General features: G+C 63.0%; 20 protein-coding genes and 3 tRNA genes. 12 read left to right on the top strand and 11 right to left on the bottom strand.

Annotation, left to right across the window (positions count from 1 at the left end):
* Positions 1-15: 15 nt before the first annotated feature.
* The 3 genes from FQP90_RS09710 to bcp form a co-directional block, all read right to left on the bottom strand.
* Complete coding sequence (locus tag FQP90_RS09710) at positions 16-1,668, bottom strand: ABC transporter substrate-binding protein (protein ID WP_208759984.1); 1,653 nt, start codon at positions 1,666-1,668, stop codon at positions 16-18.
* 215 nt (positions 1,669-1,883) lie between these two features.
* A tRNA-Leu gene (locus FQP90_RS09705) sits at positions 1,884-1,965 on the bottom strand.
* A 61-nt stretch (positions 1,966-2,026) separates the two neighbouring features.
* Complete coding sequence (bcp, locus tag FQP90_RS09700) at positions 2,027-2,500, bottom strand: thioredoxin-dependent thiol peroxidase (RefSeq protein ID WP_144649649.1); 474 nt, start codon at positions 2,498-2,500, stop codon at positions 2,027-2,029.
* Between the two features lie 85 nt (positions 2,501-2,585).
* Here bcp and FQP90_RS09695 point away from each other — a divergent pair, with 85 nt between their 5' ends.
* Positions 2,586-3,053, top strand: coding sequence for a MarR family winged helix-turn-helix transcriptional regulator (locus FQP90_RS09695; RefSeq protein ID WP_144649647.1), 468 nt, complete (start codon positions 2,586-2,588; stop codon positions 3,051-3,053).
* A gap of 111 nt (positions 3,054-3,164) precedes the next feature.
* Here FQP90_RS09695 and FQP90_RS09690 read toward each other — a convergent pair.
* The 4 genes from FQP90_RS09690 to FQP90_RS09675 form a co-directional block, all read right to left on the bottom strand.
* Positions 3,165-3,240, bottom strand: a tRNA-Lys gene (locus FQP90_RS09690).
* A 194-nt stretch (positions 3,241-3,434) separates the two neighbouring features.
* Positions 3,435-3,510: transfer RNA gene (locus FQP90_RS09685), tRNA-Lys, on the bottom strand.
* A 117-nt stretch (positions 3,511-3,627) separates the two neighbouring features.
* On the bottom strand, positions 3,628-4,812 hold the full coding sequence (locus FQP90_RS09680) for a PQQ-dependent sugar dehydrogenase (protein WP_144650032.1): 1,185 nt from the start codon (positions 4,810-4,812) through the stop codon (positions 3,628-3,630).
* A gap of 22 nt (positions 4,813-4,834) precedes the next feature.
* Complete coding sequence (locus tag FQP90_RS09675; protein ID WP_144649645.1) at positions 4,835-5,680, bottom strand: sunset domain-containing protein; 846 nt, start codon at positions 5,678-5,680, stop codon at positions 4,835-4,837.
* Here FQP90_RS09675 and FQP90_RS09670 point away from each other — a divergent pair.
* The 10 genes from FQP90_RS09670 to metG all read left to right on the top strand — a co-directional run bounded on the left by FQP90_RS09670 (position 5,661) and on the right by metG (position 19,858).
* Complete coding sequence (locus tag FQP90_RS09670; protein ID WP_144649643.1) at positions 5,661-5,939, top strand: hypothetical protein; 279 nt, start codon at positions 5,661-5,663, stop codon at positions 5,937-5,939. The genes FQP90_RS09675 and FQP90_RS09670 overlap by 20 nt on opposite strands.
* 60 nt (positions 5,940-5,999) lie before the next feature.
* Positions 6,000-6,932, top strand: a complete 933-nt coding sequence (locus tag FQP90_RS09665) for a LysR family transcriptional regulator (RefSeq protein ID WP_144649641.1) — start codon at positions 6,000-6,002, stop codon at positions 6,930-6,932.
* Between the two features lie 109 nt (positions 6,933-7,041).
* Complete coding sequence (gene ilvD / locus FQP90_RS09660; RefSeq protein WP_144649639.1) at positions 7,042-8,763, top strand: dihydroxy-acid dehydratase; 1,722 nt, start codon at positions 7,042-7,044, stop codon at positions 8,761-8,763.
* Between the two features lie 286 nt (positions 8,764-9,049).
* Complete coding sequence (locus FQP90_RS09655) at positions 9,050-10,951, top strand: acetolactate synthase large subunit (protein ID WP_144649637.1); 1,902 nt, start codon at positions 9,050-9,052, stop codon at positions 10,949-10,951.
* A gap of 2 nt (positions 10,952-10,953) precedes the next feature.
* Complete coding sequence (gene ilvN, locus FQP90_RS09650; RefSeq protein ID WP_011775174.1) at positions 10,954-11,466, top strand: acetolactate synthase small subunit; 513 nt, start codon at positions 10,954-10,956, stop codon at positions 11,464-11,466.
* A gap of 112 nt (positions 11,467-11,578) precedes the next feature.
* Positions 11,579-12,604: a ketol-acid reductoisomerase gene (ilvC, locus tag FQP90_RS09645; RefSeq protein WP_144649635.1), complete on the top strand. Its 1,026-nt coding sequence runs from the start codon at positions 11,579-11,581 to the stop codon at positions 12,602-12,604.
* Between the two features lie 291 nt (positions 12,605-12,895).
* Positions 12,896-14,491: a phosphoglycerate dehydrogenase gene (serA, locus tag FQP90_RS09640; protein WP_144649633.1), complete on the top strand. Its 1,596-nt coding sequence runs from the start codon at positions 12,896-12,898 to the stop codon at positions 14,489-14,491.
* A 210-nt stretch (positions 14,492-14,701) separates the two neighbouring features.
* Complete coding sequence (locus FQP90_RS09635; RefSeq protein ID WP_144649631.1) at positions 14,702-17,512, top strand: ABC transporter permease; 2,811 nt, start codon at positions 14,702-14,704, stop codon at positions 17,510-17,512.
* Entirely contained in the window at positions 17,509-18,264 is a 756-nt protein-coding gene (locus tag FQP90_RS09630; RefSeq protein WP_144649628.1) for an ABC transporter ATP-binding protein, read from the top strand. The genes FQP90_RS09635 and FQP90_RS09630 overlap by 4 nt, the downstream gene beginning before the upstream one ends.
* Positions 18,265-18,298: 34 nt before the next feature.
* A complete protein-coding gene (gene metG / locus FQP90_RS09625; RefSeq protein ID WP_144649626.1) occupies positions 18,299-19,858 on the top strand; it encodes a methionine--tRNA ligase in 1,560 nt (519 codons plus the stop codon).
* Positions 19,859-19,978: 120 nt separating this feature from the next.
* Here metG and FQP90_RS09620 read toward each other — a convergent pair whose 3' ends face one another.
* The 4 genes from FQP90_RS09620 to FQP90_RS09605 form a co-directional block, all read right to left on the bottom strand.
* Entirely contained in the window at positions 19,979-22,453 is a 2,475-nt protein-coding gene (locus FQP90_RS09620; RefSeq protein WP_144649624.1) for an ABC transporter permease, read from the bottom strand.
* Positions 22,454-22,456: 3 nt separating this feature from the next.
* Positions 22,457-23,251, bottom strand: a complete 795-nt coding sequence (locus FQP90_RS09615; RefSeq protein WP_144649622.1) for an ABC transporter ATP-binding protein — start codon at positions 23,249-23,251, stop codon at positions 22,457-22,459.
* Positions 23,252-23,411: 160 nt separating this feature from the next.
* Complete coding sequence (locus FQP90_RS09610; RefSeq protein ID WP_144649620.1) at positions 23,412-24,125, bottom strand: response regulator; 714 nt, start codon at positions 24,123-24,125, stop codon at positions 23,412-23,414.
* A gap of 3 nt (positions 24,126-24,128) precedes the next feature.
* A complete protein-coding gene (locus FQP90_RS09605) occupies positions 24,129-25,313 on the bottom strand; it encodes a sensor histidine kinase (protein WP_167510454.1) in 1,185 nt (394 codons plus the stop codon).
* A gap of 124 nt (positions 25,314-25,437) precedes the next feature.
* Here FQP90_RS09605 and FQP90_RS09600 point away from each other — a divergent pair, with 124 nt between their 5' ends.
* The gene (locus tag FQP90_RS09600) at positions 25,438-26,490 is read left to right on the top strand and encodes a 3-isopropylmalate dehydrogenase (protein WP_144649617.1); all 1,053 of its coding nucleotides are present in this window, start codon (positions 25,438-25,440) and stop codon (positions 26,488-26,490) included.
* Positions 26,491-26,548: the final 58 nt, after the last annotated feature.

Here is a 26,548-nt window from a genome sequence, read left to right as displayed (position 1 = left end):
AATTGCGGGGAATCGTCAAGGCTTTAAGCGGACGTTCGTGAAAACTTCGTTGAGGACAGGGGAAGCGGGGTAGCTTTCCACCTTGTCTGACAGGGCCAGGGCGGAGATGGGGAAGGCAATCGGGACAGCTGGTACCGATGCCGCGATCTCTGCGTTGATCGCCTGATACTGGGCGTTCCGGTCATCGCCGTCCGGCATGGCCCGGGCACGTTCGATCTTGTGGAAGACTTCCGAATCCGAATAGCCGAACTCTGCCCGGGTCTCTCCGAACAAGGGCCCCAGGAAGTTGTCGGCGTCGGCGTAGGAGCCGTTCCAACCGAGCAGGTGCAGGGCGCGATCACCCGGCGACTGAACTTTCTGCAGGTAGCCCTGCTCCCAGTCCACGGGCACAGGTTTGATGTTGAAGCCCACCGCTACCAGTTGGCGGCTGATCTCGGCGTAGATCTTTTCCGGAGTGGGCATGTAGGCCCTTGTGGCGTTGAGCGGATAGTAGAACTTCAGCTCTTCGCCCTTGTACCCGGCCTTTGCCAGCAGTTCTTTGGCTTTCTCCGGGTTGTACCCCAACGAAGGAGCATTGTTGTTGAATCCGCTGAGCTTGGGGGGCACGAACTGGGAAGCTTGGGCAGTGTTGTCGATGAAGAACTTGCGGATCAGCGCTTCCTTGTCGATGGCCATCTCGATAGCCTGGCGGACCTCGGGCTTCTCCAACGGTGCAACGGCCTGGTTGATTCCCAGGTACATCACGGAGAAGGGGTCGCGCTGGATGATTTGGACACCCTTCTTGACCAGCTGGTCAAACGTTCCCGAGGTGACGAGGTCGTAGGCATCGATCTTTCCATCCAGCAGGGCCTGCTGGCGTGTCTCCGCACGGTCGTAAGGAATGAAGTTGATGGTTGCTATTTGGCCCCGGTTGCCCCAGTAGCCCTTGTAGCTGGACAGGGTGACTTTGTCAGCGTCCCAGGCGCTGAACTGATAGGGGCCGGTACCTACCGGATGGCCGGCGTAGGCAGAAACGGACTGGCCATTCCGGACCTGATCCAGGACATTGGCTTTCTGGGCTTCAAGTGCCGCCGGCGAAGAAATCGCGAAGGCCGGCAGCGTCAGCGCCTGGAGGAATCCGGTGAAGGGTCTGGTCAGGTTGATCTGGACGTCGCTGGCATTAATTACCTTGCAGTCCTTGAAGATGGAGAAAACCGGCTCGTCCGAGTAAGCCTTGAAAACGCTTTGAAATGAAATGCCCGGGGCTTGCTTGCGCAGGTCTGAAGGGAACGTGAACCAGCGGTTGAAGTTGGCGCAGACAGCCGTGGCATCCAGCGGAGTACCGTCGTGGAAGGTCACGTTGGACCGCAGCGTGAAATCGTAGCTGAGCCCGTTATTGCTGTCCTTCCACTCCGTAGCGAGGAGGGGAGTGGTCTGCCCTGTTTCGCCATCCACCCCCACCAGCCCCTCAAGGACTTGGCGGGTGACCCGGTAGGACTCCGAATCAGCGGTCATGGCGGGATCCAAGCCCAAGGGCATGGACGCCGTCCCAAAGTTGAAGGTGGCAGCAGGCTCGGCAGCAGCGGTTCCGCTGGCGGACGAGGACGGGGGAGGCCCCGGCGTTCCCGTGCACGCTGTCAGTCCCAAAGCCACAAAGACGGCTCCGAACTGTACGGTCAGGCGCCGCATCTTGCTGCTTGCCACTCTTGTCCCCTCAAGCCGGTTGGAAGTGCTGTGGCCGGCTTCGGCCAGACCGCATTCCAGTCTAATTGAACGTCCTGAGTGCACTTCCCAGCGCATCCACAGGAAGCTCTCCCCGCTGCTTGAGGAAATAAAATACCCCCGGTTCTTCAACCGGGGGTATTCACCTGGTTCCAAGCCACTCTGCTTGGGTACCAGTACTGTGCGCAAGGGGGGACTTGAACCCCCACGCCCGAAGGCACAGGAACCTAAATCCTGCGTGTCTGCCAATTTCACCACTCGCGCTGGCTGGCAATGGGACCACCGCGAGAGCGGACCTGCCATATACCGGCCTCCAGTGTACCCGCTACTTGTCCAGCTTGAGGTCCCGGCGAAGCTTTGCCACGTGCCCGGTGGCGCGGACGTTGTACTGCGCCAGGGACACCGTGCCATCCGGGTCAACGACAACCGTGGAGCGGATCAGTCCCATGTAGGTCCGTCCGTAGTTCTTCTTCTCGCCCCACGCACCGTAGGTTTCGGCCACGGCGTGGTCCTCATCCGACAAGAGCGGGAACGTCAGGAGTTCCTCTTCTGCGAACTTGGCCAATGCCTTGACGGGATCGGGGGAGACGCCCACCACCTCGTAGCCGGCTGCCTGCAGGGATCCGAGCGTGTCACGGAAATCGCAGGCTTCCTTGGTGCACCCTGGCGTGGAGGCCGCCGGGTAGAAATACACGATGGTCTTTCGCCCACTGAAGTCGGACAAGCTGACGTCATTGCCGCTTTGGTCTTTGAGGGTGAAGTTTGGGGCAACGTCGCCCGGGATAAGTCGTTCAGTCAAAATATGCTCCTTGCTTACGATCGCGATTTCCCAGTTTAGAGGGGAGAAGCCGCGTCATCACCCCTGACGCGCATATACTGTCGGCATGCCAGATATGGAGAGATGGCCCACTACCCGATTGCTTTCGACAGCTGCGCGCTTGGTTGAAATCTCGTGGAACGAAAAATTGAAGTCCATCGGCCTTACCCACGCCGGTGTCATTGCGATGCAGGTGCTTGCGGCCAAGGGTGCAATTACGCAGGCGGCCCTGGCCGAGGTTGCTCGAGTCAAGGCGCAGACGATGGGCACCACCCTCGCGAGGCTGGAGTTGCACGGCCACGTCACGCGCCACCGCAGTGACTCCGACCGCCGGAGCCACGTCGTGACCCTCACTGAGGCCGGTATTGCCGCCCTCGAGGAGGCGGTCAAGCTTGAGCAGGACGTCTTGGCTCCTGTTGCTGTTGACACGGCGCGGCTACGCGATGAGCTCAGGATCGTGGTCCGTGGGCTGGCGGGCCTGCCGGCGCCGGAGCAGGAACCCCGGGGTATTGACTCCGACTTGCCACAATCCTGACAGCGGCCTGTTGCTTGGAGGGCTTTTAGGAGGCTGCGGGCAGGGAACAGAATTCGGCCAGAGAACAGAAAAGGCTCCGGATCGCAACAAGCGATTCGGAGCCTTTTCCTTTGGTGCACCCCCCGGGACTCGAACCCGGAACCCATTGATTAAGAGTCAATTGCTCTGCCAGTTGAGCTAGAGGTGCAGCAATTGTTTCGGCCTGTTCAAGGAATTCGCATTCCTCGCTGACCTCCGCAACGACAAATAACACTACACCACTTTTTGCCCACTTCCGACCACTGGGCAGGGGTCGTGATGAATGCCACGTGATGGTCAATCTCCGGAGTCTTTAAAGCAAAAAAGGACTTGGAGTGAATATCCACTCCAAGTCCTTCTCTTTGGTGCACCCCCCGGGACTCGAACCCGGAACCCATTGATTAAGAGTCAATTGCTCTGCCAGTTGAGCTAGAGGTGCAGCTGTTGAATTCAACCAACCGAAGGGCGTTTATTTCCTCGGCGATCTCCGCAACGACATGTAACTCTACACGACTTTTCCCGAAGTGTGAAATCCGCACCCCCGCCCATGGGTGACTCAGGATCCGGCCCGCAAAATCAGCGCAAAATCAGGGTTTCTGTTGTTGCTGAGGACCCAGATGGCCCCGTCGGGGGCTCGTGCCACGTCCCTCAGTCGCCCATATTGTCCTGTGAAGTAAGCCACAGGAGTGCCGGCGGATTCACCGTTGAGGGGGACCGCCCACAGCCGTTGACCTCGGAGGGCTCCGGTGTAGGCGACGCCGTCCACTATTTCCAGTCCGCTGGGCGACGCCTCGGACGTTGAAGGCCACACCACCTTGGCGTCGATCAGACCGTTCCTGCCCGGCGCGCCGGTCACGGTTGGCCACCCGTAGTTGCCTCCCGGCGTGATCAGGTTCAGTTCGTCGTCCACGTCCGGACCGAACTCGCTTGCCCAAAGTCGGCCTTCGCTGTCCCAAGCCAATCCTTGAACATTCCGGTGCCCATAGCTGTAGACGGGATTGTCGCCGAAGGGATTCCCCGGCGCGGGTCGTCCTTCCGGGGTCAGTCGGAGGATCTTTCCGCCCAGGGCAGTGGTGTCCTGGGGCTGTTCCCGGCGCTGTGAATCGCCGGTCCCAACGTAAAGGAATCCGTCGGGGCCAAAGCGGATTCGGCCGCCGTTGTGTGTTGATGCCTTGGGCATCCCGGAGAAGATCACTTCGGCCTCGCCAAGGCTCAACGTGCCACCCGCATCCTCGGCCAGCCTCATCCTCGCAATCCGGTTGTCGCTCGCTGAAGTGAAGTAGGCATAGAGCCACTGGTCGGCCTGGAAGGCGGGTGACAATGCAAGGCCCAGCAACCCCCCCTCGCCGCCGGGGTCGACGTCGGCAACCTCGCCAATGGTGGTTGCTTGGCCGTCGCGGATGCTCTTGACCTGTGCGGAATCGCGCTCGGAAATTACCGCTGTGCCGTCGGGCAGGAACACTGCAGACCATGGCAGCTGCAGTCCGACGTCGAGCTTCTCGACGACCTCCGGCGTCCGCGCCGGAGTCCCGGCGCCAGCAGCAGGGCCGGCGCCAGCAGTAGGACCTGTGCCCGCAGTAGGACCAGCGCTGGAGGAGCCAGCCGTCCCGCCGGGCGTGGCCGCTGTCCCCGGGGAGGACGGACTGCCGGTACACGCGGCAAGCATCAGGATCATTGCCAACGCAGGGGCAGTCCCCAAGCGCGTGCGGTGGTTGCCGCGTTTCGCTGGGTGCCTGCCCATGGTGGTGGCCACTGCGTTCGAATCAGTGCCGACTGCGCCGTGGCGGCCGGAATCCGGCGGCTTCTGCGTGCGCGGCGGATTCGAACCAGACATCCGCCGCCACGTCGCCATAGCCGGCGCTGTCTTCGTCGTGATAGGTCATGTCCGTAGCGGAGGCCTTCACCGGATAGCCGTCTCCGGCTGCACTTGAAGAACCCGTGCCGTAAGGGTGGTCGACGGCCAGGTGCCCCGCAGGTCCTGTGTCCGCTGCAGTCCCGGAATCCTCGGCCGCGGCAGATTCGGCGCCTGGCAGGGTGGGAGCATGCGCGTCGGTGTACTCGTGGTGGTGGACTGGGGCACCGCTCTCATCTGTCCATGATGATTCCCACTCCGCTTTGTCCTCGGCTTTGTCTTTCTCCGCCGCCTCCTCGGCGCGGGTGACATCGTCGGCCGTGACCGCCGCAGCAGAACCCGCGCCCCAGTCGTCCACGTCGCCGGCATCGGCCGCGTGCAGTTTTGCATCGGTATCCACCACCGGCTCGTCAACCACGGGTTCTTCAACTACGGGCGTGGCAATGACCGGCTCCGCCACGGTCAGTCCCGGGGTGGCGGCCGGCTGGGTGTCGGAGGGGCCTTCATCCGGTGAATCGACGACGGCGGTATTTGTTTCGGTCCCGGCGACGCCGCTGGCGGGGGAGGAGCTGTGGGGTTCCTGGCGTGCTGGAGAGCCGTCCAGTACAGGCTCGTCCCCGGTGGGTTCATCGGCCGGTGATTCGCGAGTGCCTGATTCGTCGGTGGTCGGACCGCTGCCCTCGGCGGCCGCCTTCCCCAGGTTCGTTACTCCGGCCAAGCCGGCCACGCCTGCTGCCGTGGCGGCAGGATCAGGCATTGATGAAGTATTGCTGGGCTCCATCGCCGCAGGCGCCGCAGCTTGGGTTGTGGTGGAATTTTGTGCCTTGTTGCGACTCATGAGCCACCAAACAATCGCGACGACCAAAACAATGACAATGACCCAAATTAACCAATCCATGGCGGATGCCCTTCTGCTTGCAGGGGTGCAGCTCGTGGTATTTCCGACGTTACGTGCCTGCCAATGGGCTGTCCAGCGTTTGACCTGCTGGTTTGCACCAAGTGATCAGTTTGCTTAGTGATTGTGGGTATTGGTAATCCGCAGATCGGAATTACTCTGTGTCGCCTAGTCTGGCTCCATGGACTTCAAAAGGCTGCAGGTTCTGCGCGAATTGGCGGACAGGCAAAGCGTCGGTGCCACGGCCGACGCCATGAATGTCACGGCCTCGGCTGTTTCCCAGCAATTGAAGACGTTGCAGGCTGAGATCGGCGTTGTTTTGGTGGAGAAAGTTGGCAGGGGCGTTCAGCTGACGGAAGCCGGGCTGGCCATGGCCGCAGCAGCCTCGGACATCGCCACTGCCATGGCCCGTGCGGAGTCAACCATCGACACGTACCGGAAGGGCTGGCAGACCCGTGTTTCGGCGGCTTTCTTCCCCAGCGCTGCGGAAATGCTGCTGCCTGGGGTGCTCCACCGGGTTTCGGCCGTGGAAGGGCTCACTTTCGATGCCCATTTCGAGGACCCTGGAACAGCGCATTTTGCTCCCTTGGTGGCCGACTACGACATCGTCCTTGCGCACAGCGTGGATGGGCCGGAGGTTTTTGCCCGTCGCGGGCTTACGGTGGTGCCGTTGCTGGAGGAGGCCCTGGACGTCGCCATGCCGGTGGGGCATCCCCTGGCAGCCAAGGCGCGGCTGAGCCCCGAGGATGTTGTCGACTACCCCTGGATTGGTGTCCCGGAGGGATTTCCCTTCGACACGGTTCTTCGCCAGATCGAGCTCCACGCGGGCAGGCAGGCCCGCAGGGGCCAGCGGTATCCGGATCTGCGCGTATTGGAGGCTTTGGTGGGTGCGGGCCACGGGATCTGCCTCCTGCCGCGGTACACGGCCCGGGCGAGCTCCAGGCGCGGCCTGGTTCTGCGGCCGCTGACGGAAGTGAAAGCGAGCAGGAGCATTGTTGCGCTGGCGCGGCAGGAAGTTGCTGCGCGGGCCACGATCGCCAGTGTCCTGGAGATGCTCAAGGGCGAGGCTGCTGCGATTGCCCGGGAACTGCACGAGTCACGTCTCAACATTTGAGACCCAAGTCCATTGCCTGGTGGAGAAATCCACGCAATATTCGACTGTTCGTGCTTAACCCGGCTGGGAACAGCGTTCGCCGGCACCAGGTACACATAGACTTTGGACCATGAGTGACACCACCCACATCGCCACAGACAATAAGCCGGATATCAAACCCCGCAGCCGGGTCGTCACCGACGGCATCCACGCGGCGCCCGCACGCGGCATGTTCCGGGCGGTCGGCATGGGCGACGACGACTTTGCCAAGCCCCAGATTGGTGTCGCGAGTTCCTGGAATGAAATTACCCCCTGCAACCTCTCCCTGAACCGCCTGGCGCAGGGCGCCAAGGAGGGCGTCCATGCCGGGGGTGGATTCCCTATGCAGTTCGGCACCATCTCCGTTTCGGATGGAATCTCCATGGGTCATGAGGGCATGCACTTCTCCTTGGTTTCCCGCGAAGTCATCGCCGACTCCGTGGAGACCGTGATGCAGGCCGAGCGTATCGACGGCTCGGTTTTGCTGGCCGGGTGCGACAAATCCCTTCCGGGCATGCTCATGGCTGCTGCCCGCCTGGATCTCGCGTCCGTGTTCCTCTACGCCGGCTCGATCATGCCCGGCTGGGTCAAACTTGAGGATGGCTCGGAGAAGGAAGTCACCCTCATTGACGCTTTCGAAGCGGTGGGAGCCTGCGCCGCCGGCAAGATGAGCATGGAAGACCTGACTCGTATTGAAAAGGCCATTTGTCCCGGCGAAGGCGCCTGTGGCGGCATGTACACGGCCAACACCATGGCCTGCATTGGCGAGGCCCTGGGCATGTCCCTCCCGGGGTCGGCCGCCCCGCCGTCGGCAGACCGTCGTCGTGATGACTTCGCCCGCAAGTCGGGCGAGGCGGTAGTCAACCTGCTGCGCCTGGGCATCACTGCCCGCGACATCATGACCAAGAAGGCCTTTGAGAATGCCATTGCCGTGACCATGGCGTTCGGCGGTTCCACCAACGCCGTGCTGCACCTGCTCGCGATCGCACGCGAGGCCGAAGTTGAGCTCACGCTGGACGACTTCAACCGCATCGGCGACAAAATCCCGCACCTCGGGGACCTGAAGCCCTTTGGCCGCTACGTCATGACCGACGTAGATAAGATCGGCGGCGTGCCGGTGATTATGAAGGCACTGCTCGACGCCGGTCTGCTCCACGGCGATTGCCTCACCGTGACAGGCAAGACCCTTGCCGAAAACCTCGCCTCGATCAACCCGCCGGACCTCGACGGCAAGATCCTCCGTGCCTTGGACAACCCCATCCACAAGACGGGTGGCATCACCATCCTCCACGGTTCCATGGCACCTGAGGGCGCTGTGGTGAAGAGTGCAGGCTTTGATGCCGACGTCTTCGAAGGAACCGCCCGTGTGTTCGAGCGCGAGCAGGGCGCCCTGACGGCCCTGGACAATGGCGAGATCCACAAGGGTGACGTTGTGGTCATTCGCTACGAGGGCCCCAAGGGTGGCCCGGGCATGCGCGAAATGCTTGCCATTACCGGCGCCATCAAGGGCGCGGGGTTGGGCAAGGACGTGCTGCTGCTCACCGATGGCCGCTTCTCGGGCGGTACCACCGGCCTGTGCATCGGGCACGTTGCGCCCGAGGCCGTCGACGGCGGACCCATCGCCTTTGTCAGGGATGGCGACCGCATTCGAGTGGACATCGCTGCGCGTTCCTTCGATCTGTTGGTAGACGAGGCTGAGCTCGAGGCCCGCAAGGAGGGCTGGGAGCCGCTCCCGGCAAAGTTCACCAAGGGTGTCCTGGCTAAGTACGCCAAGCTGGTGCACAGCGCGTCCACCGGCGCCTACTGCGGTTGATTCCTGCTGCGGACTCCGCTCGTCTTCGATGGGTGGAGTCCGGTAGGCGGACACCGTTGTCCAAATAGTGAGATACGATGGTGCTCAATTGACACGTATCTCCCTTAGAGGGAACACTGAACGCATGATCACATTCGTTACCGTCGGCATCGTCGTCCTTACCAAGCGCGTGGCTTAGTCCGACTGGTAACGAACCGTCACGCGCAAACCCCTCGAAGAGCCGGAAGGCTGAGGGGTTTTTTTATTCCCAAGACCCACTAATGAAGATCCACAAAGGAAGAGTCCGATGAGCAAAGGATCGCCGATCAGCCCCTCGCTGATGGCTTCAAAGTCCACTGGAGCCCACAAGGCTCCGGAAAAGATCGACCGAACGGCCGAGGCCGTCGTCGACGCTGCTGCACCTCTCTCTCCTGTACTTGGGCCGAACAACGTCGTACCCCCGACGGTGATGACCGGCTCGCAAGCAATTGTCCGTTCGCTCGAAGAACTCGGCGTGGACGATATTTTCGGTTTGCCCGGTGGCGCGATCCTGCCCACCTATGACCCCTTGATGGCCTCCAGCATGAATCACATCCTGGTCCGTCACGAACAGGGAGCCGGCCACGCCGCGCAAGGCTACGCCATGGTTACCGGACGGGTTGGCGTTTGCATCGCCACCTCGGGCCCCGGTGCCACCAACCTCGTTACCGCCATCATGGACGCCCACATGGACTCCGTGCCGATGGTAGCCATCACCGGGCAGGTAGCCAGTGGTGTCATTGGCACCGATGCCTTCCAGGAAGCGGACATCGTGGGAATCACGATGCCCATCACCAAGCACTCGTTCCTGGTGACCGACCCCAACGACATCCCGCATGTCATGGCGGAGGCCTTCCACCTCGCTTCCACGGGCCGTCCCGGTCCGGTGCTGGTGGACATTGCCAAGGACGCCCAGGTGGGCCAAATGACGTTCTCCTGGCCACCCAAGGTGGACCTGCCGGGCTACCGCCCCGTTGTCCGGGGCCATAACAAGCAGGTCCGCGAAGCTGCCAAGCTGATCGCGGCAGCCAGCAAGCCGGTCCTGTACGTGGGCGGTGGTGTGGTCAAGGGCCACGCTTCGGCGGAACTCATGGAGCTGGCCCTGGCCACAGGCGCCCCAGTGGTCACCACTCTGATGGCGCGCGGCGCCTTCCCTGATTCGCACCCGCAGCACGTGGGCATGCCCGGCATGCACGGTTCCGTTTCCGCTGTGACTGCGCTTCAGCAGGCCGACCTGCTGATCACGTTGGGCGCCAGGTTCGATGACCGCGTCACCGGTGTGCTGAAAACCTTCGCTCCCTTTGCAAAGGTCATCCACGCCGATATCGACCCCGCCGAAATCTCCAAGAACCGGACTGCCGATGTCCCCATCGTTGGCTCGGTCAAGGAAATCATCCCGGAGCTCACCGAGGCCGTAAAGACGCAGTTCGAACTGAGCGGTACCCCGGACCTGGATGCCTGGTGGGCTTTCCTGGGCAACCTGCGGGACACCTACCCTCTGGGTTGGACCGAGCCGGAAGACGGCCTCACTGCGCCGCAGCGCGTAATCAAGCGCATTGGTGAACTCACGGGTCCCGAAGGCATCTACGTCGCAGGCGTTGGCCAGCATCAGATGTGGGCCGCGCAGTTCATCAACTACGAACGCCCCCACGCCTGGCTGAACTCCGGCGGTGCAGGAACCATGGGATACTCGGTTCCGGCAGCGATGGGTGCCAAAGTCGGTGAACCGGACCGTGTTGTCTGGGCCATCGACGGCGACGGCTGCTTCCAGATGACCAATCAGGAGTTGGCCACCTGCGCCATCAACAACATCCCGATCAAGGTGGCCATCATCAACAACTCCTCGCTGGGCATGGTCCGCCAATGGCAAACCCTGTTCTACGAGGGCCGCTACTCGAACACGGATCTGAACACAGGCCACGACACCATCCGGATTCCGGACTTCGTCAAGCTGGCCGATGCCTACGGCTGTGCGGCACTGCGCTGTGAGCGTGACGAAGACATCGACGCCACCATCCAGAAGGCACTCGAGATCAACGACCGTCCGGTGGTCATTGACTTCGTCGTGAGCCCCAACTCGATGGTGTGGCCCATGGTGCCCTCGGGCGTCAGCAATGACCAGATCCAAGTTGCCCGAAACATGACCCCGGAATGGGAAGAGGAGGACTAGGCATGAGCCGCCACACACTGTCCGTTCTGGTCGAAGACAAGCCCGGCGTGCTGACCCGCGTGGCCAGCCTCTTCGCCCGGCGCGCCTTCAACATCAACTCCCTCGCTGTGGGACCCACCGAGGTTCCAGGCATGTCCCGCATGACGGTTGTCGTCGACGCCGACGGCGACCTCATCGAGCAAGTCACCAAGCAGCTCAACAAGTTGGTCAACGTGATCAAGATTGTGGAGCTGACTTCAGAATCTTCCGTACAACGAGACCACATCCTGGTCAAGGTACGTGCGGATGCCGCGACACGTCTGCAGGTTACCCAGGCTGCAGACCTGTTCCGTGCCGCCGTCGTCGACGTGTCCACAGACTCGTTGGTGATTGAGGCAACCGGTACCCCCGAGAAGCTCGCTGCACTGCTTTCAGTGCTCGAGCCGTTCGGCATCCGTGAAATCGTGCAGTCCGGCACCTTGGCCGTTGGACGGGGATCCCGCTCCATGAGTGACAGGGCGCTCCGCTCCGCGTGAAACCAGGCAGGCGCAGTCAGCGGTTTCGTTGACCCGCTATGCCGAGCGTTGCGTCCAGTACCGCAGCACCATAATCAATATCTAAGAAAACCACTCAAGAGGAGTTACGCAAGTGACTGAAATGTTCTACGACGACGACGCAGACCTGTCGATCATCCAGGGCCGCAAGGTAGCCATTGTCGGCTACGGCTCCCAGGGCCACGCCCACGCGCTCAACCTGCGCGATTCCGGCGTCGAGGTTGTCATCGCGCTCAAGGAAGGCTCGAAGTCGACCGCCAAGGCCGAGGACGCAGGCTTCACTGTCAAGAACGTTGCGGACGCCGCCGAATGGGCCGACGTCATCATGATCCTGGCGCCGGACCAGCACCAGCGCTCGATCTACAACGACTCCATCAAGGACAAGCTGACCGAGGGCAAGGCACTTGCCTTCGCCCATGGCTTCAACATCCGCTTCGGCTACATCGAGGCTCCGGCCGGCGTTGACGTCATCCTCATCGCTCCGAAGGCTCCGGGCCACACCGTCCGCCGCGAATTCGAAGCCGGCCGTGGCATCCCGGACATCATTGCTGTTGAGCAGGACGCCTCCGGTTCCGCATGGGACCTGGCAAAGTCCTACGCCAAGGCCATCGGCGGCACCCGCGCCGGCGTCATCAAGACCACCTTCACCGAAGAGACCGAGACCGACCTCTTCGGTGAGCAGTCCGTTCTTTGTGGCGGCGTATCCCAGCTCGTCCAGTACGGCTTCGAAACGTTGACCGAAGCCGGTTACCAGCCGCAGATCGCCTACTTCGAGGTTCTCCACGAGCTCAAGCTCATCGTTGACCTCATGTGGGAAGGCGGCATTGCCAAGCAGCGCTGGAGCGTTTCCGATACCGCTGAGTACGGCGACTACGTCTCCGGCCCGCGCGTGATCACCCCCGAGGTGAAGGAAAACATGAAGGCTGTCCTCGCGGACATCCAGAGCGGTGCTTTCGCAAAGCGCTTCATCGATGACCAGGACAACGGTGGCACCGAGTTCAAGGAACTCCGCGCCAAGGCCGAGCAGCACCCGATCGAAGAAGTTGGCCGCGAGTTGCGTTCACTCTTCTCCTGGCAGCAGCAGGACGCCGACTACGTCGAGGGTTCCGCAGCCCGCTGATTGTTCCGCGTGGCAGCAGCACTGCACCAGCACTAAGCAGCGACGCCCGTCCGGCGAGTTTCAGCCGGGCGGGCGTCGCCGTTTCCAGCACCGTTTCTCCACCGAATTGCACTCCCGGTGGTGCTGTGAACTTCTTCACATCGCTTCCGGTCCGGCCGTAACATCCCTCGCCGGCACCGGAAACGCGGCCCGGATTCGATATTCTGGGCTGGTCCCGGCGCCGTGCCCCGGGCCACGCATCCGCTCCTTGTCCAGTTCTGTCCCAAGTTGTCCAAAGTAAGGTGCCACCCCGTGTCAGCCAGCAAACCCGTCGTCCTCCTCGCCGAGGAACTCTCGCCCGCCACAGTCGAGGCATTGGGCCCGGACTTTGAAATCCGCCAGACCGACGGTGCCGACCGTTCCCAGCTGCTGTCCGCCATCGCCGACGTCGACGCCATCCTGGTTCGCTCTGCCACCCAAGTAGACGCCGAGGCAATCGCCGCAGCCAAGAACCTCAAGGTCATTGCCCGCGCAGGCGTGGGCTTGGACAACGTGGATATCAAGTCCGCCACCCAGGCCGGCGTCATGGTGGTCAACGCCCCGACGTCCAACATTGTCTCGGCCGCGGAACTCACGGTAGGCCACATCCTGAGCCTTGCCCGCCACATTCCGCAGGCCAGCTCCGCGCTGAAGAACGGCGAGTGGAAGCGTTCCAAGTACACCGGAATCGAGCTTTTCGAGAAGAAGATCGGCATTATCGGCCTGGGCCGCATCGGTGCCTTGGTGGCAGCCCGCCTGCAGGGATTCGAAACTGAAATCCTCGCCTACGACCCCTACATCACAGCCGCCCGCGCCGCGCAGCTGGGCGTCAAACTGGTCACCTTGGATGAACTCCTGGAGAATTCCGACTTCATCACCATCCATATGCCCAAGACGCCGGAGACTGTGGGCATGCTGGGCGCTGACGCCTTCCGGAAGATGAAGGAAACGGCGTACGTCATCAACGTCGCCCGTGGTGGACTGGTGGACGAAGAAGCACTCCACATTGCCTTGAAGGAAGGCCAGATTGCCGGCGCAGGCGTGGACGTCTTCGTCAAGGAGCCCAGCACCGATCTGCCGTTCTTCGAGTTCGACAACGTCGTAGTCACCCCGCACCTCGGTGCATCCACCGATGAGGCCCAGGAGAAGGCCGGCGTTTCCGTCGCGAAGTCTGTTCGCCTGGCCCTTGCCGGCGAGCTTGTTCCGGATGCCGTGAACGTGGCCGGAGGCGTTATCGCTCCCGACGTTCGTCCGGGCATTCCGCTCATCGAAAAGTTGGGCCGTATCTTCACGGCGCTGACCCACGCATCCCTCACCCAGATCGACGTCGAAGTTGCGGGTGAAATAGCGGCACTGGACGTCAAGGTGCTTGAATTGGCTGCCTTGAAGGGCGTGTTCGCGGACGTGGTGACGGAGCAGGTCTCCTACGTCAACGCTCCAGTCATCGCAGAGCAGCGTGGCATCAATACCCGCCTCATCACGACGGCGGAGGCTGAGGACTACCGCAACGTCCTGACCATCCGTGGTGCGCTCAGCGACGGTTCGCAGATCTCCGTAGCCGGCACCCTGACGGGTCCCAAGCAGGTGGAGAAGCTTGTTGGCGTCAATGGGTACGACGTCGAAATCCCCATCAGCGAGCACCTGGTGGTGGTGGCCTACGCCGACCGTCCCGGTGTGATTGGCACCATCGGGCACATCCTGGGCATGAACAACATCAACATCGGCGGAATGCAGGTGGCGCGCCAGACTGAAGGCGGCCAGGTTCTTGCGCTCCTGACCATCGACAGTTCCGTTCCACAGCAGGTGCTCGAGGCCATCAAGGCCGGTATCGGCGCAGACATGGTCCGCGAAGTGGACCTGGAGGACTAGCACTGATCCCCATCAGCTGAGTTCGCGTGCCGGCGACACACCTTTGGCACGCAGGAGTGGCCGGTCTGCTTACAATGGCTGGGTCCGGGATTCGGACCCGGCAGCAGGCCGGCCACAACTTTTTGCACATACAGCCCGGTATTCCTCTGTGTCTTTTGGGGAATTACGGACTACGTGTGCGCGCCCGCAATCAAGGTCTCAGGGAGCCCAATGAACGCCGTCCAAAGGTTCATCAGAAGCCGTGTGCTGCTGCTGACCGCGGCCATTTTGATCGTCGCGATGTGCTTGTCCGTCCTCGTCCAGAGCCAGTCGCAGGCTGCTCTGAACCGGACTGTGGACGAGAACTCGCGGGGACTCTACGACATCCTGGTCCAGGCCAAGCCGGACCAGTCACAAGATGGCGACGGCGGTGCCTTGATCCAGCCGGAAATCGCCAACGGCCAAGGTGGCATCAGCTTTGAGCAGCTGGAAAAGATCAGGACCATGGGCCAGACGGCCGTGGCAGCCCCGATCAGCCTGGTCTCGCGTGTCTCTCAAAACCTCGAAGCGCCCCGCCTCAACGCCATGGACTACTTGGGCTACAACGCCGGGCTTGCCGGGGCGGTGACCGCGGGGGATCCTTCCGCAATGGATTCCAGCAAGTGGCCTGCCGCGGAATCCGTGTTGCCGGATTCCCCCAAGAAGTACCGCCTGACGGCCTCCGCCACGAGTTCTGACGGCGTCAACCAGCAAACCCTTTTCAAGACCAGTGCTGAAGGCACCCTGGGCAAGGGTCGCCTGATCCAGGAACAGGCCGCCGGCGGCAGCAACGTCCGGATCGCCGGGCCGGACGGCGAGACCGGCATCAAGTTCCCGGCCCCTGCGCTGGGTTCGGAGCACAACCTCTTCAATCTCTCCGTGGCACTTCCCTTGGCCCCTGAGGTGACGGAATCCGTCGTCGCAGTCGACCCTGCCGCCGAAAGGGCGCTGCTGGGTTCCGCCGGCGACTTCCTGGCACCGCTGGAGAAGGCTCCGCCGGCCGATGCCCGCGACGCTGGCGCCATCGGACGCCACTTCGAGAGCCTCTTCACCACCGGCCTGAGTATGGACCAGCTGGAAGAAGGACCGGATTTCCTCGGCGTCAAGCTCAAGTACTGGGCTCCGCTGATGACGCAGTACCAGCAGGCCAAGCGCGATGGCTTGCTGACCGATGACTCGCAGGCGATTCCGCTGATCGTCCGCACGGGAACCTCTTTGGACCTCCAGTACTCGGTGAAGATCGAGGAACTGGACTCGAGCGGCAAGGTCGCCAAGGAGGTTGGCACCGTCACGCGGTCCCTGGACAAGGATTACCTCCCCTTCGTCTCCAAGTCGCCGTTCTCGCTTGAATGGCCGGGGTCCACCGACCACAGCAAGTTGCTTGGCAGCACCGCTTCCTTCAGCCAGGGCCTGTACAACCCCGCAGCCTGGAGCACGGCATTTGCCGCTGCGCCGCAGTACAAAGACGGCGATGAAGCCGCCAATGGCGCGACGGACAAGAGCGCGACGCCGGGGGACTGGGTAACGGTCAACCGCCTGCCCGAGAAGTCGTCCTTCGGTGCAGCCGTGGACCAGACGCAGCGCAAGCCTGTTGACGAGCGTTCCTACCGGGAAGACTTGGAAACCGGCAAGAAGCCTGCGGCTCCTCTGCCCATGGTGTACGGCACGTTTGACCCCGCCGATGTCCAGGCCGCAGCCGGAGACGTCAACAAGCTTCCCTTGGGCGGTTACGATCCCGCGCCGATGACGCTGAGCAAGGACGCCGAAGGCAAAGACGTTGAGGGTACAGAGCTGAAGCCGTCACTGAGCGCCACGGGCTTGGTAAGCCAGTCCGCCGGTGCCATAACCGACTACTACGGACTCGCGGCTGCCCGTGGCTACGATTCCAACGCCAACGTCATCGACGCCATCCGTGTTCGCGCGTCCGCGACCGGTAACTGGAAGACGGCACAGCCCGAGGTGGAGAAGCTCGCAACCCAGATCCGCGAACTCGGCCTTGAGGCCACTGTCGTCGCCGGTTCGGCTCGCGAAGACGCCAACATCTTTGTTCCCGGCTACAGCAAAGACGACGCCGGCAAGGAATCACCGCTGGGCACCGTCCAGCAGTCGTGGGTCCGCCAGGATGCGGCGGACGCCGTGTCCGGCTCGCTGACCGGAACCAACATCACCCTCCTCTTCCTGACGCTTCTGGGGGCGACCCTGCTGACCGGGGCGTCGACGGTGAGCTACATCCGCCAGCGCCGGAGCGAGGCCGGTATCCTCCGCGCGATGGGGTGGACCCAGAAACGGATCCGGTCCTGGGTCCTGGAAGAATTCGCCGTGGGGGCCGCGGCCTTGGCCGCGGCCGGAATCATCCTGAGCCTGCTGAGTTGGAACGTCGCTACGGTGATTGTCTCGGTCACCATGCTGGTGATCTACGTTGGCGCCGCCTTGCTGGCTGCCCAGCAGTTGCGGCACCGCGTGGTGGTTGACCAGGAACCCCAGCATGATGAGCGCCTGGTGACAGTGGATTCGCCACTGACGTTCGCCAACAGGCAGCTCACCACCAACCGCTTCAACTCGATCTCGCTGGCCGTGGCCGTAGGTGTGTTCGGTGCCGCAGTGGGAGCGTTGATCGCGCTGCTGATCGATATCCCGCGTGCCGCCGGCGCCAGTGCTTTGAGTGGCCTGGCCGCGGCAAGCATTGCCCTCCCGAGCGTGATCCTCGCGGTCTTCGGCGTCGTGGTTGGCCTGCTGCTGACACTGGTCACCGGCCGATTTGAGCTTCATGCCAAGCGGGAGTACCTCGGCACCCTGCGGGCCATGGGCTGGAACCCGGACATGTTGGGGCAGGTTCGCTTCTTCGAAAACGCTCTTGTGGGCACTGTGGCACTTCCCTTGGGTGTCCTGGGCGCCCTGGGGCTGGGACTGCTCCTGGCTCCGTACGCGGCTCTCTGGGCCGGACTGGCCGGTTTGCTGGCCGTAATTTGCTGGATTCCGATTGCAACGAAAGTAGTCAAATGACTGACAACCTCAACCCCGAGCTGGCGGCCACCCCGGAATCCACGGACGAGTCGCTGCAAACCCGCGCCAACACCATCGTGAAGGCTGCTGACCACGCCACTCCCTTGGAACTCAGCCGCGTCACCATCCACTATGGCGGCGACAAGGGCGGAGCCGAGGAAGTCGACGTCGTTGACGACTTCAACCTCACGCTGCACGCCGGCGAGATGCACTGCATCGCCGGCCGAAGCGGCTCCGGCAAGACCAGCATCCTGACCGTCAGTGCTGGTCTCACTCTGCCCACCTCAGGCAAGGTCTTCTGGGAGGGCCACTCCCTGGAATCCATGGGTGATGACGAGATTGCCGACCGTCGTCGCGCCCTGATCGGCTACGTGGACCAGGGCGGTGCCTTGATCGACGGGATGAGCGCCCTGGAAAACGTGCTGTTGCCCGCCGTGCCCGATGGCGAAGTGGAACAGCGTACGGAAATGGCCAAGGACCTCCTGGACCTGGTGGGCCTTGGCCGGCGAATGCGTCACCGTCCGGCCCAGCTCTCCGGTGGTGAGCGCCAGCGTGTGGCCATCGCCCGTGCACTGATCCTGGGCACCCGTGTGTTGGTAGTGGACGAGCCGACAGCCAGCCTCGACCGTGCCGCTGCCAACCGGATTATCGGCATTCTGAAGGACACCACCAGCGATGGCATCGCTGTGCTGGTGGCGTCCCACGACCATGAGCTGGTCCGGCTCAGCGATACGCTGACCGAACTTAACTAAGCTATTTCATCCGAAAAAAAGGTAACTTCTTAGAGTGACGTCTCCAGAGAAATCCCCGTTCTACATCACTACCGCGATCAGCTACCCCAATGGTGTGCCGCACATCGGCCACGCCTACGAGGTCATTGCGACTGATGCCATGGCGCGTTTCAAGCGCCTTGACGGCCATGAGGTGTTCTTCATGACCGGAACGGACGAGCACGGCCTCAAGATGCAGCAGTCCGCCGAGAAGGAAGGCATCTCTGCCAAAGAACTCGCGGACCGCAACTCGGCAGCGTTCAAGCAGATGAGCCAGGATCTGGGCATCTCCCATGATCGCTTCATCCGCACCACGGACAAGGACCACTACGCCGCGTCGCAGGCCATCTGGAAGAAGATGGAAGCCAACGGCGATATCTATCTGTCCAAGTACGAGGGCTGGTACTCGGTTCGTGATGAGGCGTACTACGTCGAGGACGACACCGTAGTGAAGGAGGACGGACTCCGTTACTCCAAGGAGACGGACACCCTGGTGACCTGGACGGCTGAGGAAAGCTACTTCTTCCGGCTGTCCAACTACCAGGACAAGCTTCTGGCGCTCTACGAGGAACAGCCTGAGTTCGGCGCGCCGCAATCCCGTTTCAATGAGGTCATCAGCTTCGTGAAGCGCGGCCTGGAGGACCTTTCCATCAGCCGTACCACCTTCGACTGGGGTGTCCCGGTTCCGGGCGACGAGAAGCACGTCATGTACGTGTGGGTTGACGCCCTGACCAATTACCTGACGGGCGTCGGGTACCCGGATATCGAATCGGAGGCCTTCCAGAAGTTCTGGCCGGCCGATGTCCATGTCATTGGCAAGGACATTTCCCGCTTCCACGCCATCTACTGGCCTGCTTTCCTGCTGAGCGCCGGGCTGGAACTTCCCAAGCGCGTCATGATTCACGGTTTCCTCACCAACAACGGTGTGAAGATGTCCAAGTCCTTGGGCAACGTGGTTGCTCCGCAGGATTTCGTGGCCCAGTACGGACTGGATCAGTGCCGCTATTTCTTCCTCCGCGAAGTCCCGTTTGGTGCCGATGGCAACTACAACCACGAGGCGATCGTGGGCCGGATGAACTCGGACCTTGCCAACAACTTCGGCAACCTTGCGCAACGTTCGCTGTCCATGGTCGCGAAGAACTGCGACGGCAAAGTTCCCGTTCCCGGCGAGTTCACGGCAGAGGACAACGCTTTGCTGGCGCAGGCCGGAGAACTGCTGGAAACCGCCCGTGCCGCCTTCGACAAGCAGGAGTTCAGCCGCGCCTTGGAGGCAATCTGGACGGTTTTGGGCGATACCAATGCGTACTTTGCCGAGCAGGCTCCGTGGGTGCTCCGGAAGACCGACATCGACCGCATGAACACGGTCCTTTACGTCACCTTGGAGGTTGTCAGGATCGTGGCGATTCTCGCTCAGCCGGTCATGCCGTCGTCGTCCGCAAAGCTGCTTGAGGTTCTGGGCCAGCCGGAAGGCGAGGCGCGGCGGTTCGCTGCCGTCGCCACGCCGATCGTCGCAGGTACGGAGCTGCCGGCCCCGGCGCCGGTGTTCCCGCGCTACGAGGAGCCCGCCGAGGCATAGATCCTCTCTCACAAAACAGCCTTAAACACCGAACGCTCTCTCACATCCTGCCGGTCTGCCGGCGGGAAGTGAGAGAGCGTTTCGCGCTTATGGGTGGTTATCTGAGAGAGCGACGGAGCTCTACGCCGTGGCCAGTCCCTCAACAGGGGACAAACGTGCAGCGCGACCGGCCGGTATCACTGACGCCAGGAGCCCTGCCACCACCGCGACACCGAACACAGCAGCCAGCTGAAGCCACGGCACCGCTGGAACAACTGTCGCCACGCCGCCGAGGGTTGCCTGTGCACCGAGCCACCCGTAAACGATGCCCATGCCGGCACCCATGATGGCGGCCACGCCCGCCACGAGCACGGCCTCGATGGCCAGCATCCCGCGGAGCTGGCCCTTGGTCAGGCCAAGGGCGCGGAGGAGCGAGTTCTCGCGGGTCCGTTCAAGGACAGACAGGGACAACGTGTTGGCCACACCGATCAACGCAATGACCACCGCGACGCCGAGCAGCCCGGTGACCACCAGCAGGAGGACGTCAATGATGCTGTTGAACGTCACGCGTTCGATTGCAGCGCCGCTAACGGTTCGTTCGTGGACTCCCAGGGCAGCGGCGATCTCCTTCTGCAGGGCCTGAACCCGATCCCCGGACACGGAATCGTCCAGTTTCACCCACACCATTCCGGGAGTTTCAGGGAGCGCTGAAGCGGAGATGCTGGAGCTTTCCACGAAGGCGGGGACATGGCGGGTGCGCAGGACCTTGGAGTCGAGCGTAACGCTGCCTGCCGCCGTCGAAATGCTGGCCGGCCCCTGCGCTGAGTCTTCGGGGAGGTAAACCGTGCCGGGGCTCGGCTTCAGTTTGTTGTCCCGCAGGATGGAAGCGGCATCTGCGGCAGAGAGCGAGTAGATGGTGGTGCCGCCGTCGGCCGTGGACGAACCGCTGAGCGTCCCCACAGGCTGCAGCAGGACCGCTGCGCTGACGCCGTCCAGCGCCTGGATGCGGGAGAGAGCCTGTGCGGGATCGGTGGAACTCGTGCCCTCCAGCGCGGTCTGCGCGGAAAGGTCCACCGGATAGTTCTCCGCCAACGTGTCGTTGAAGGCACTGCGGGACGTGGCTGCTCCGGTCATCATGAGCGATACCAGCGTGACACCAATCAGCAGCGCCGCAGCAGTTGCCGAGGTCCGGGCTGGGTTGCGGGTGGCGTTGACGGCGGCCAGCCTGCCGGGAACGCCTGCCGGTGCGGCCAGGCGTCCGGCCAAGGCAACAACCGTGGGGATAAACAGCGTGGAGCAGAGCAGGATGCCCACGAAGGAGGCCGCGCCGCCCACCAGGGCGATGGGGAGGGACACATTCAGGCTGCCGTACACCAGCAGGGCCGCGCCACCCACCAGGGCTGCCACGCCAAGGACCAGGCGTACTTTGCCGCGGCGGTTCTTTACGGATGCGTCATCCGCGGGCCGCAAGGCGGCGAGGGGTGCGACGGCGGTGGCCGCCTTCGCCGGGACCAGGGCCGCGACGACGGTCAGCAACGTACCGGCCACCAGGCCGGCAATGATGGCCGACGGCGGCACAGCCAAGGTTGCGAACGCCTGCTCGGGCTGGGACTTGGCCCAGGCAATCAAGCCGGTCATGAGGCCGGTAGCGGCGAGGACGCCGAGGACAGAGGAGATGAAGCCGACCACGAGTGCCTCGAGCATGACCGATCCTCGGATCTGCGAGCGACCGGCGCCGAGGCAGCGCAGCAGCGCAAGCTCCCGGGTACGTTGGGCTACCAGGACGGAGAACGTGTTGGCCACCACCAGGGTTGAAACCAGGATAGCGACGCCTGCGAAGGCCAAAAGGACCACCGTGAGCTGGTCCTGCCCCGCGCTAAGCATGGCAACAGTAGAGGTGACCTTCTCTTGAGCCGTTTCCAGCACGGGGTCAACGGCGCCGGCGGCTTCCATTCTGTGGGTGATGTATTCCTTGGCCTCGGACACGTTTTCCCCGGGCTTGAGCGCGAACTGCAGTCCCGAGAACCCGGCTCCTGCATCCTGAACGGCATTCAGAACGGATTCGGAGGCAACCAGTTGGGCAGCCGAGGACGAGAAGGGATCATTCGTGGCCTGGATCAAGCCCGTAATGGTCACCTTGGCATTCTTTACCGGGCCCGCTCCGTGCAGCTCCAGCGTGCTGCCGACAGAGAGGCCAAGATGCTGGGCCGTCTTGACGTCGATGACAACGTCCAAAGCATGGGAGGGCAGAGTCCCGGAGGAGAGGATGGCGCCTTCCAATGATGCCGGGGCAGCGTTTCGCAGGCGCCCGTATTGCTCGCCGCCACCAGCTTCAAACGTTACATACGTGGACCGCTCGGCATAGCTGTCCTCCACTGCCGGGGAGGAAGCGGCCGCCTCCACCGCGGACTGGGTGAACGCTTCGCCGTTCTTGGAGGTGGCAACGAGGTCCGCGTTACGGTAAGCCTCGCCGATGCTCGCGCCCAGTGACGCATTGGTGCTTGCGCCCACCATGAGTGTGGAAGAGAGGAACATGACCGACAGCATCACGGCAAGGCCGATCGCGATGAACCGCCGGAAATGCGTCGTCAATTGGGAAAGGGCAACACGCAACATGCCTTAGGCCCCCAGCTTGCCGAGGGCGTTCAGGACGGAGTCTGCCGTTGGATCGTGGATCTCGCCCACCAGGCCACCGTCGCTCATCAGCACCACGCGGTCTGCATAACTGGCTGCCACGGGATCGTGGGTGACCATGATGATGGTCTGGCCCATTTCCTGGCTGCTCCGGCGCAGCAGCGCCAGCACCTCACCGCCGGCTTTAGAGTCCAGGTTGCCTGTGGGTTCGTCGCCGAAGACGACGTCGGGACGCGTCAGCAGGGCGCGGGCCACGGCCACGCGCTGCTGCTGACCGCCGGACAACTCGTGCGGGCGGTGCTTCAACCGGTCCTTCAACCCCAGCGTGCTGACCACGGTATCCAGCCACCCGGCGTCGGCCGTGGTTCCTGCCAGGGCGAGCGGAAGCGTGATGTTCTGTTCTGCAGTCAAGGTGGGCACCAGGTTGAAGGCCTGGAACACGAAGCCGATCCGCTCGCGCCGGAGTGCGGTGAGCTGGCGGTCATTGAGTCCAGTCAGTTCCGTGCCACCGAGGACGATGCGCCCGGAGTCTGCGGTGTCCAGGCCGGCCAGGCAGTGCATGAGCGTGGACTTGCCGGACCCGGACGGTCCCATGATGGCTGTGAACTTCCCGGCGTCGAAGCTTACCGACACCTCGTTCAAGGCTGTCACGCTGGTGTCTGCCCGGCCGTAACTCTTGGTCAGCTTGAAAGCCTCGACGGCGGGACGGGACTGGGCGCCGTCCGATCCTGCGGGGCGGTCGGTTCCAGACGGGTGGGGGAGAGGCGTGAATGTTGTCATGTTTCCACGCTAGGCAGTGGGGCACTCCTGCCGGATCGGGCCGCAGGTCCATTCTTCGGAGCCCTTGCTCATACCGTGGTCTGAGTCCGGCTCCCATTTGGTCGGAGGACGCTGCTGCTCGGAGGACAATGCGGGTGGGGGACGCTGCGTACGTCCCTCGCTAGGTCCCGGGGGCAACAACGCCCGTCTCGTAGGCGATGACAACCACCTGCACACGGTCCCGGGCCCCAAGCTTTGCCAGGATGTGGCCTACGTGGGTCTTCACCGTCGCCTCGGACAGGAACAGGCCCGCCGCGATCTCCGGATTGGATTGGCCCTGCGCGATCAGTTGGAACACCTCGCGCTCACGGGCGGTGAGGCGCTCCACGGCAGCAGCGTGCTCGCTCTGCTCCGGCGTCTGCGTCCTTAGCAGTGGTGCCACGTGGTCCAGCAACCTTCGCGTCGTGGAGGGGGCAATGACGGCGTCGCCACGGTAAACGGTGCGGATGGCGTCCAGGAGTTCCTCGGGCGGCGCATCCTTCAAGAGGAACCCACTGGCACCTGCCTGAATGGCGGCCAGGGCGTACTCATCGAGGTCGAAGGTTGTCAGGACCACGATCTTGACCTCCGCACGTTGTGAGCCCGACGGCTGGGCCGCTGCCTGCTCCAGGATGCGGCGGGTTGCTTCGATGCCGTCCATACCGGGCATGCGCACATCCATGAGGACCACATCAGCGGCGGTGGCATTGAGGGCCTGCACGGCTTCAATTCCGTTGCCGGCCTCGGCAACTACTTCAAGGTCGGGTTGCGAATTGATCAGCATGCCAAAGCCCGAGCGGACCAGGTTTTGGTCGTCAACGAGGGCAACCCGGATGGGCGCGGGAAGTTCAGGCATGGCTCAGGCCTCCGAATAGGGGATGAAAGCGGACACGCGGAAACCGCCACCCTGTTCCGGGCCTGCGGTCAAGGAACCATCGTAGAGGGAGACGCGTTCGCCCATACCCCGGAGGCCATTACCGCCACCGGCCGCAGGGGGATCAGCGGCGGCGCCACGGCCGTCGTCCACGATGTCCAGTTGCAGGCCGCGGGCCTGCCAGGCCAGGGTGACCCCCGCGGTTGCCTTCGGCCCGGCATGCTTCATGACGTTGGTGAGGGCTTCCTGGATGATGCGGTACGCGGTGAGCTCCGCTCCGGCCGGGAGGGCCCTGCGAGGTACGCCCACCTGTTCGAAGGCGACCTGGAGGGTAGCGGCGCGGAAACCGAGGAGAAGCTCGTCCAAGTCCGAGAGCCGGGGTTGTGGACGTGTGGGTGAATCGTCGTCGGAACGGAGGACGCCGAGCAACCTCCGCATTTCGCCCAGGGAGTCCCTGCCCGTGGCGGCAATGGTGGCCAGCGCTTCGGTAGCCAGTTCCGGCTTGGCGGCAGCGGCGTACCGCGCGCCGTCGGCTTGGGTAATGATGACGGACAGCGAATGCGCCACGATGTCGTGCATTTCCCGCGCGATGTGGGAGCGTTCGTCGGCAGCGGCCAGTTTTCGCTCCTGCAGTTGTTCCACTTCCATCCGACGGGTACGGTCCTCGAGCGCCTGAAGTTGGAGCCTGCGGACGCGAGTAAGGTCGCCCAGGGTCCAGCTCACCAGCACCAGCATCCAGATCAACACTGTGTAGAGCGCGCCGATGGTGAGCCCCATGATGCCCGACTCGGCGGTGCTGGAGTATTCGCGGGTGGTCAGCATGACGCCACCGAGCAAACCAGCCACCAGCACCGTGCGGCTTGCCCACGCTGGCCCGTAGGCCGCGGTGGCATAGATGACCAGGGGGACTGCCACCTGGCCCGCCACGGGCTCGGCGCCCGCCGCCCATTGGACCAGGCATACGAGGACTACGACGCCGGCCGCCACGGCGGGGCGCGTGCGTCGCCACGCCAGCGGAAGCAGGAGGCTGCAGGACAAGAGGAAAAGCCAGGGGCGGTCAGCGAGCAGATAGACCGGACCGAAGAGCAGGATCAGGAGGCACGTGGCCGTCATGTCCACTGCGAAGCGGTTGATCCGGAACCATTCATAAACTGCGTGCCTTCTGTCCACGCTAAGACTCTATGCGCTGGGTCGGGGCCCGGGCATCATGCCGTGGTTTGAGTTCCCCCTCCCGAGGTGTTCGTAGAATGAGACGATTTTGACCAGCATGTGGATTGCTTGGCTAGATAGACGTATGAGTGCATCGTCCATCAATCTCGCTGTCATCCCCGGCGACGGCATTGGCCCGGAGGTCATCGCCGAAGCTGTCAAGGTCCTTGAAAAGGCCGTCGCCGCAGAAGGCGTCGACCTCAAGCAGACCCACTACAAGCTCGGTGCCCAGCACTGGCTTGAGACAGGCGAGACCCTCCCGGACGAGGTCCTTGCCGACCTTCGCACCCGCGATGCCATCCTCTTTGGCGCGGTGGGCGCCGCCCCCGGCGATACCCGCATCCCCTCCGGCATCATCGAGCGCGAGATGTTGCTGAAGCTCCGCTTCAGCCTGGACCACTTCGTCAACCTGCGCCCGTCGCGGCTGTACGGAACCGTCGGCAGCCCTCTGGCCAACCCCGGCGCGATCGATTTCATCGTGGTACGCGAAGGAACCGAAGGCCCCTACGTGGGCAACGGTGGAACCTTGCGTGGCGGCACTCCCCACGAGGTAGCCACGGAAGTCTCCCTTAACACCGCCCACGGCGTGGAGCGGGTAGTCCGCGATGCTTTCCGCCGTGCCAGCGATCGTCCCCGCAAGCACGTTACGCTCGTCCACAAGCACAACGTGCTGGTTTACGCCGGACACCTGTGGAAGCGGACGGTCGAGGCCGTGGCACGGGAATTCCCCGAGGTTACCCACGACTACCTGCACATCGACGCCGCCACCATCTTCATGGTGACCGACCCCTCGCGGTTTGACGTCATCGTCACCGACAACCTCTTCGGCGACATCCTTACCGACCTCGCAGCTGCCATCACCGGTGGCATTGGCTTGGCGGCATCGGGAAACATCAACATGGACCGTACAGCGCCGTCCATGTTTGAACCCGTCCACGGCTCGGCTCCGGACATCGCCGGACAGCAGAAAGCCGATCCCACCGCGGCCATCCTCTCCGCAGTGCTCCTCCTGGACCACCTTGGCTACACCACGGCGGCCCGTAAGATCGAAGCGGCAGTAGTCGCCGACGTCGAGAGCCGCACCGGCGAGCCGCGCAGCACAGCTGCCATCGGCGACGCCATTGCGGCCGCACTTTAGGCCCAATACTCAGGCGTAAGCTTGTCTTGAATTATTTACCTGCTTCCCTGGTCCATCG

Origin of the sequence: Paenarthrobacter nitroguajacolicus (assembly GCF_007786235.1) — a bacterium.
Taxonomy (GTDB): Bacteria; Actinomycetota; Actinomycetes; order Actinomycetales; family Micrococcaceae; genus Arthrobacter; species Arthrobacter nitroguajacolicus_A.
This window is presented reverse-complemented; position numbering and strand designations above follow the sequence as displayed.

Excerpts from the sequence above, each read along its gene's own strand:
- FQP90_RS09710 (WP_208759984.1), bottom strand. The coding sequence starts at position 1,668 with ATGCGGCGCCTGACCGTACAGTTCGGAGCCGTCTTTGTGGCTTTGGGA.
- FQP90_RS09695 (WP_144649647.1), top strand. The coding sequence starts at position 2,586 with ATGCCAGATATGGAGAGATGGCCCACTACCCGATTGCTTTCGACAGCT.
- FQP90_RS09680 (WP_144650032.1), bottom strand. The coding sequence starts at position 4,812 with ATGGGCAGGCACCCAGCGAAACGCGGCAACCACCGCACGCGCTTGGGG.
- FQP90_RS09675 (WP_144649645.1), bottom strand. The coding sequence starts at position 5,680 with ATGCCTGATCCTGCCGCCACGGCAGCAGGCGTGGCCGGCTTGGCCGGA.
- FQP90_RS09665 (WP_144649641.1), top strand. The coding sequence starts at position 6,000 with ATGGACTTCAAAAGGCTGCAGGTTCTGCGCGAATTGGCGGACAGGCAA.
- ilvD (WP_144649639.1), top strand. The coding sequence starts at position 7,042 with ATGAGTGACACCACCCACATCGCCACAGACAATAAGCCGGATATCAAA.
- FQP90_RS09655 (WP_144649637.1), top strand. The coding sequence starts at position 9,050 with ATGAGCAAAGGATCGCCGATCAGCCCCTCGCTGATGGCTTCAAAGTCC.
- ilvN (WP_011775174.1), top strand. The coding sequence starts at position 10,954 with ATGAGCCGCCACACACTGTCCGTTCTGGTCGAAGACAAGCCCGGCGTG.
- FQP90_RS09635 (WP_144649631.1), top strand. The coding sequence starts at position 14,702 with ATGAACGCCGTCCAAAGGTTCATCAGAAGCCGTGTGCTGCTGCTGACC.
- FQP90_RS09630 (WP_144649628.1), top strand. The coding sequence starts at position 17,509 with ATGACTGACAACCTCAACCCCGAGCTGGCGGCCACCCCGGAATCCACG.
- FQP90_RS09620 (WP_144649624.1), bottom strand. The coding sequence starts at position 22,453 with ATGTTGCGTGTTGCCCTTTCCCAATTGACGACGCATTTCCGGCGGTTC.
- FQP90_RS09615 (WP_144649622.1), bottom strand. The coding sequence starts at position 23,251 with ATGACAACATTCACGCCTCTCCCCCACCCGTCTGGAACCGACCGCCCC.
- FQP90_RS09610 (WP_144649620.1), bottom strand. The coding sequence starts at position 24,125 with ATGCCTGAACTTCCCGCGCCCATCCGGGTTGCCCTCGTTGACGACCAA.
- FQP90_RS09600 (WP_144649617.1), top strand. The coding sequence starts at position 25,438 with ATGAGTGCATCGTCCATCAATCTCGCTGTCATCCCCGGCGACGGCATT.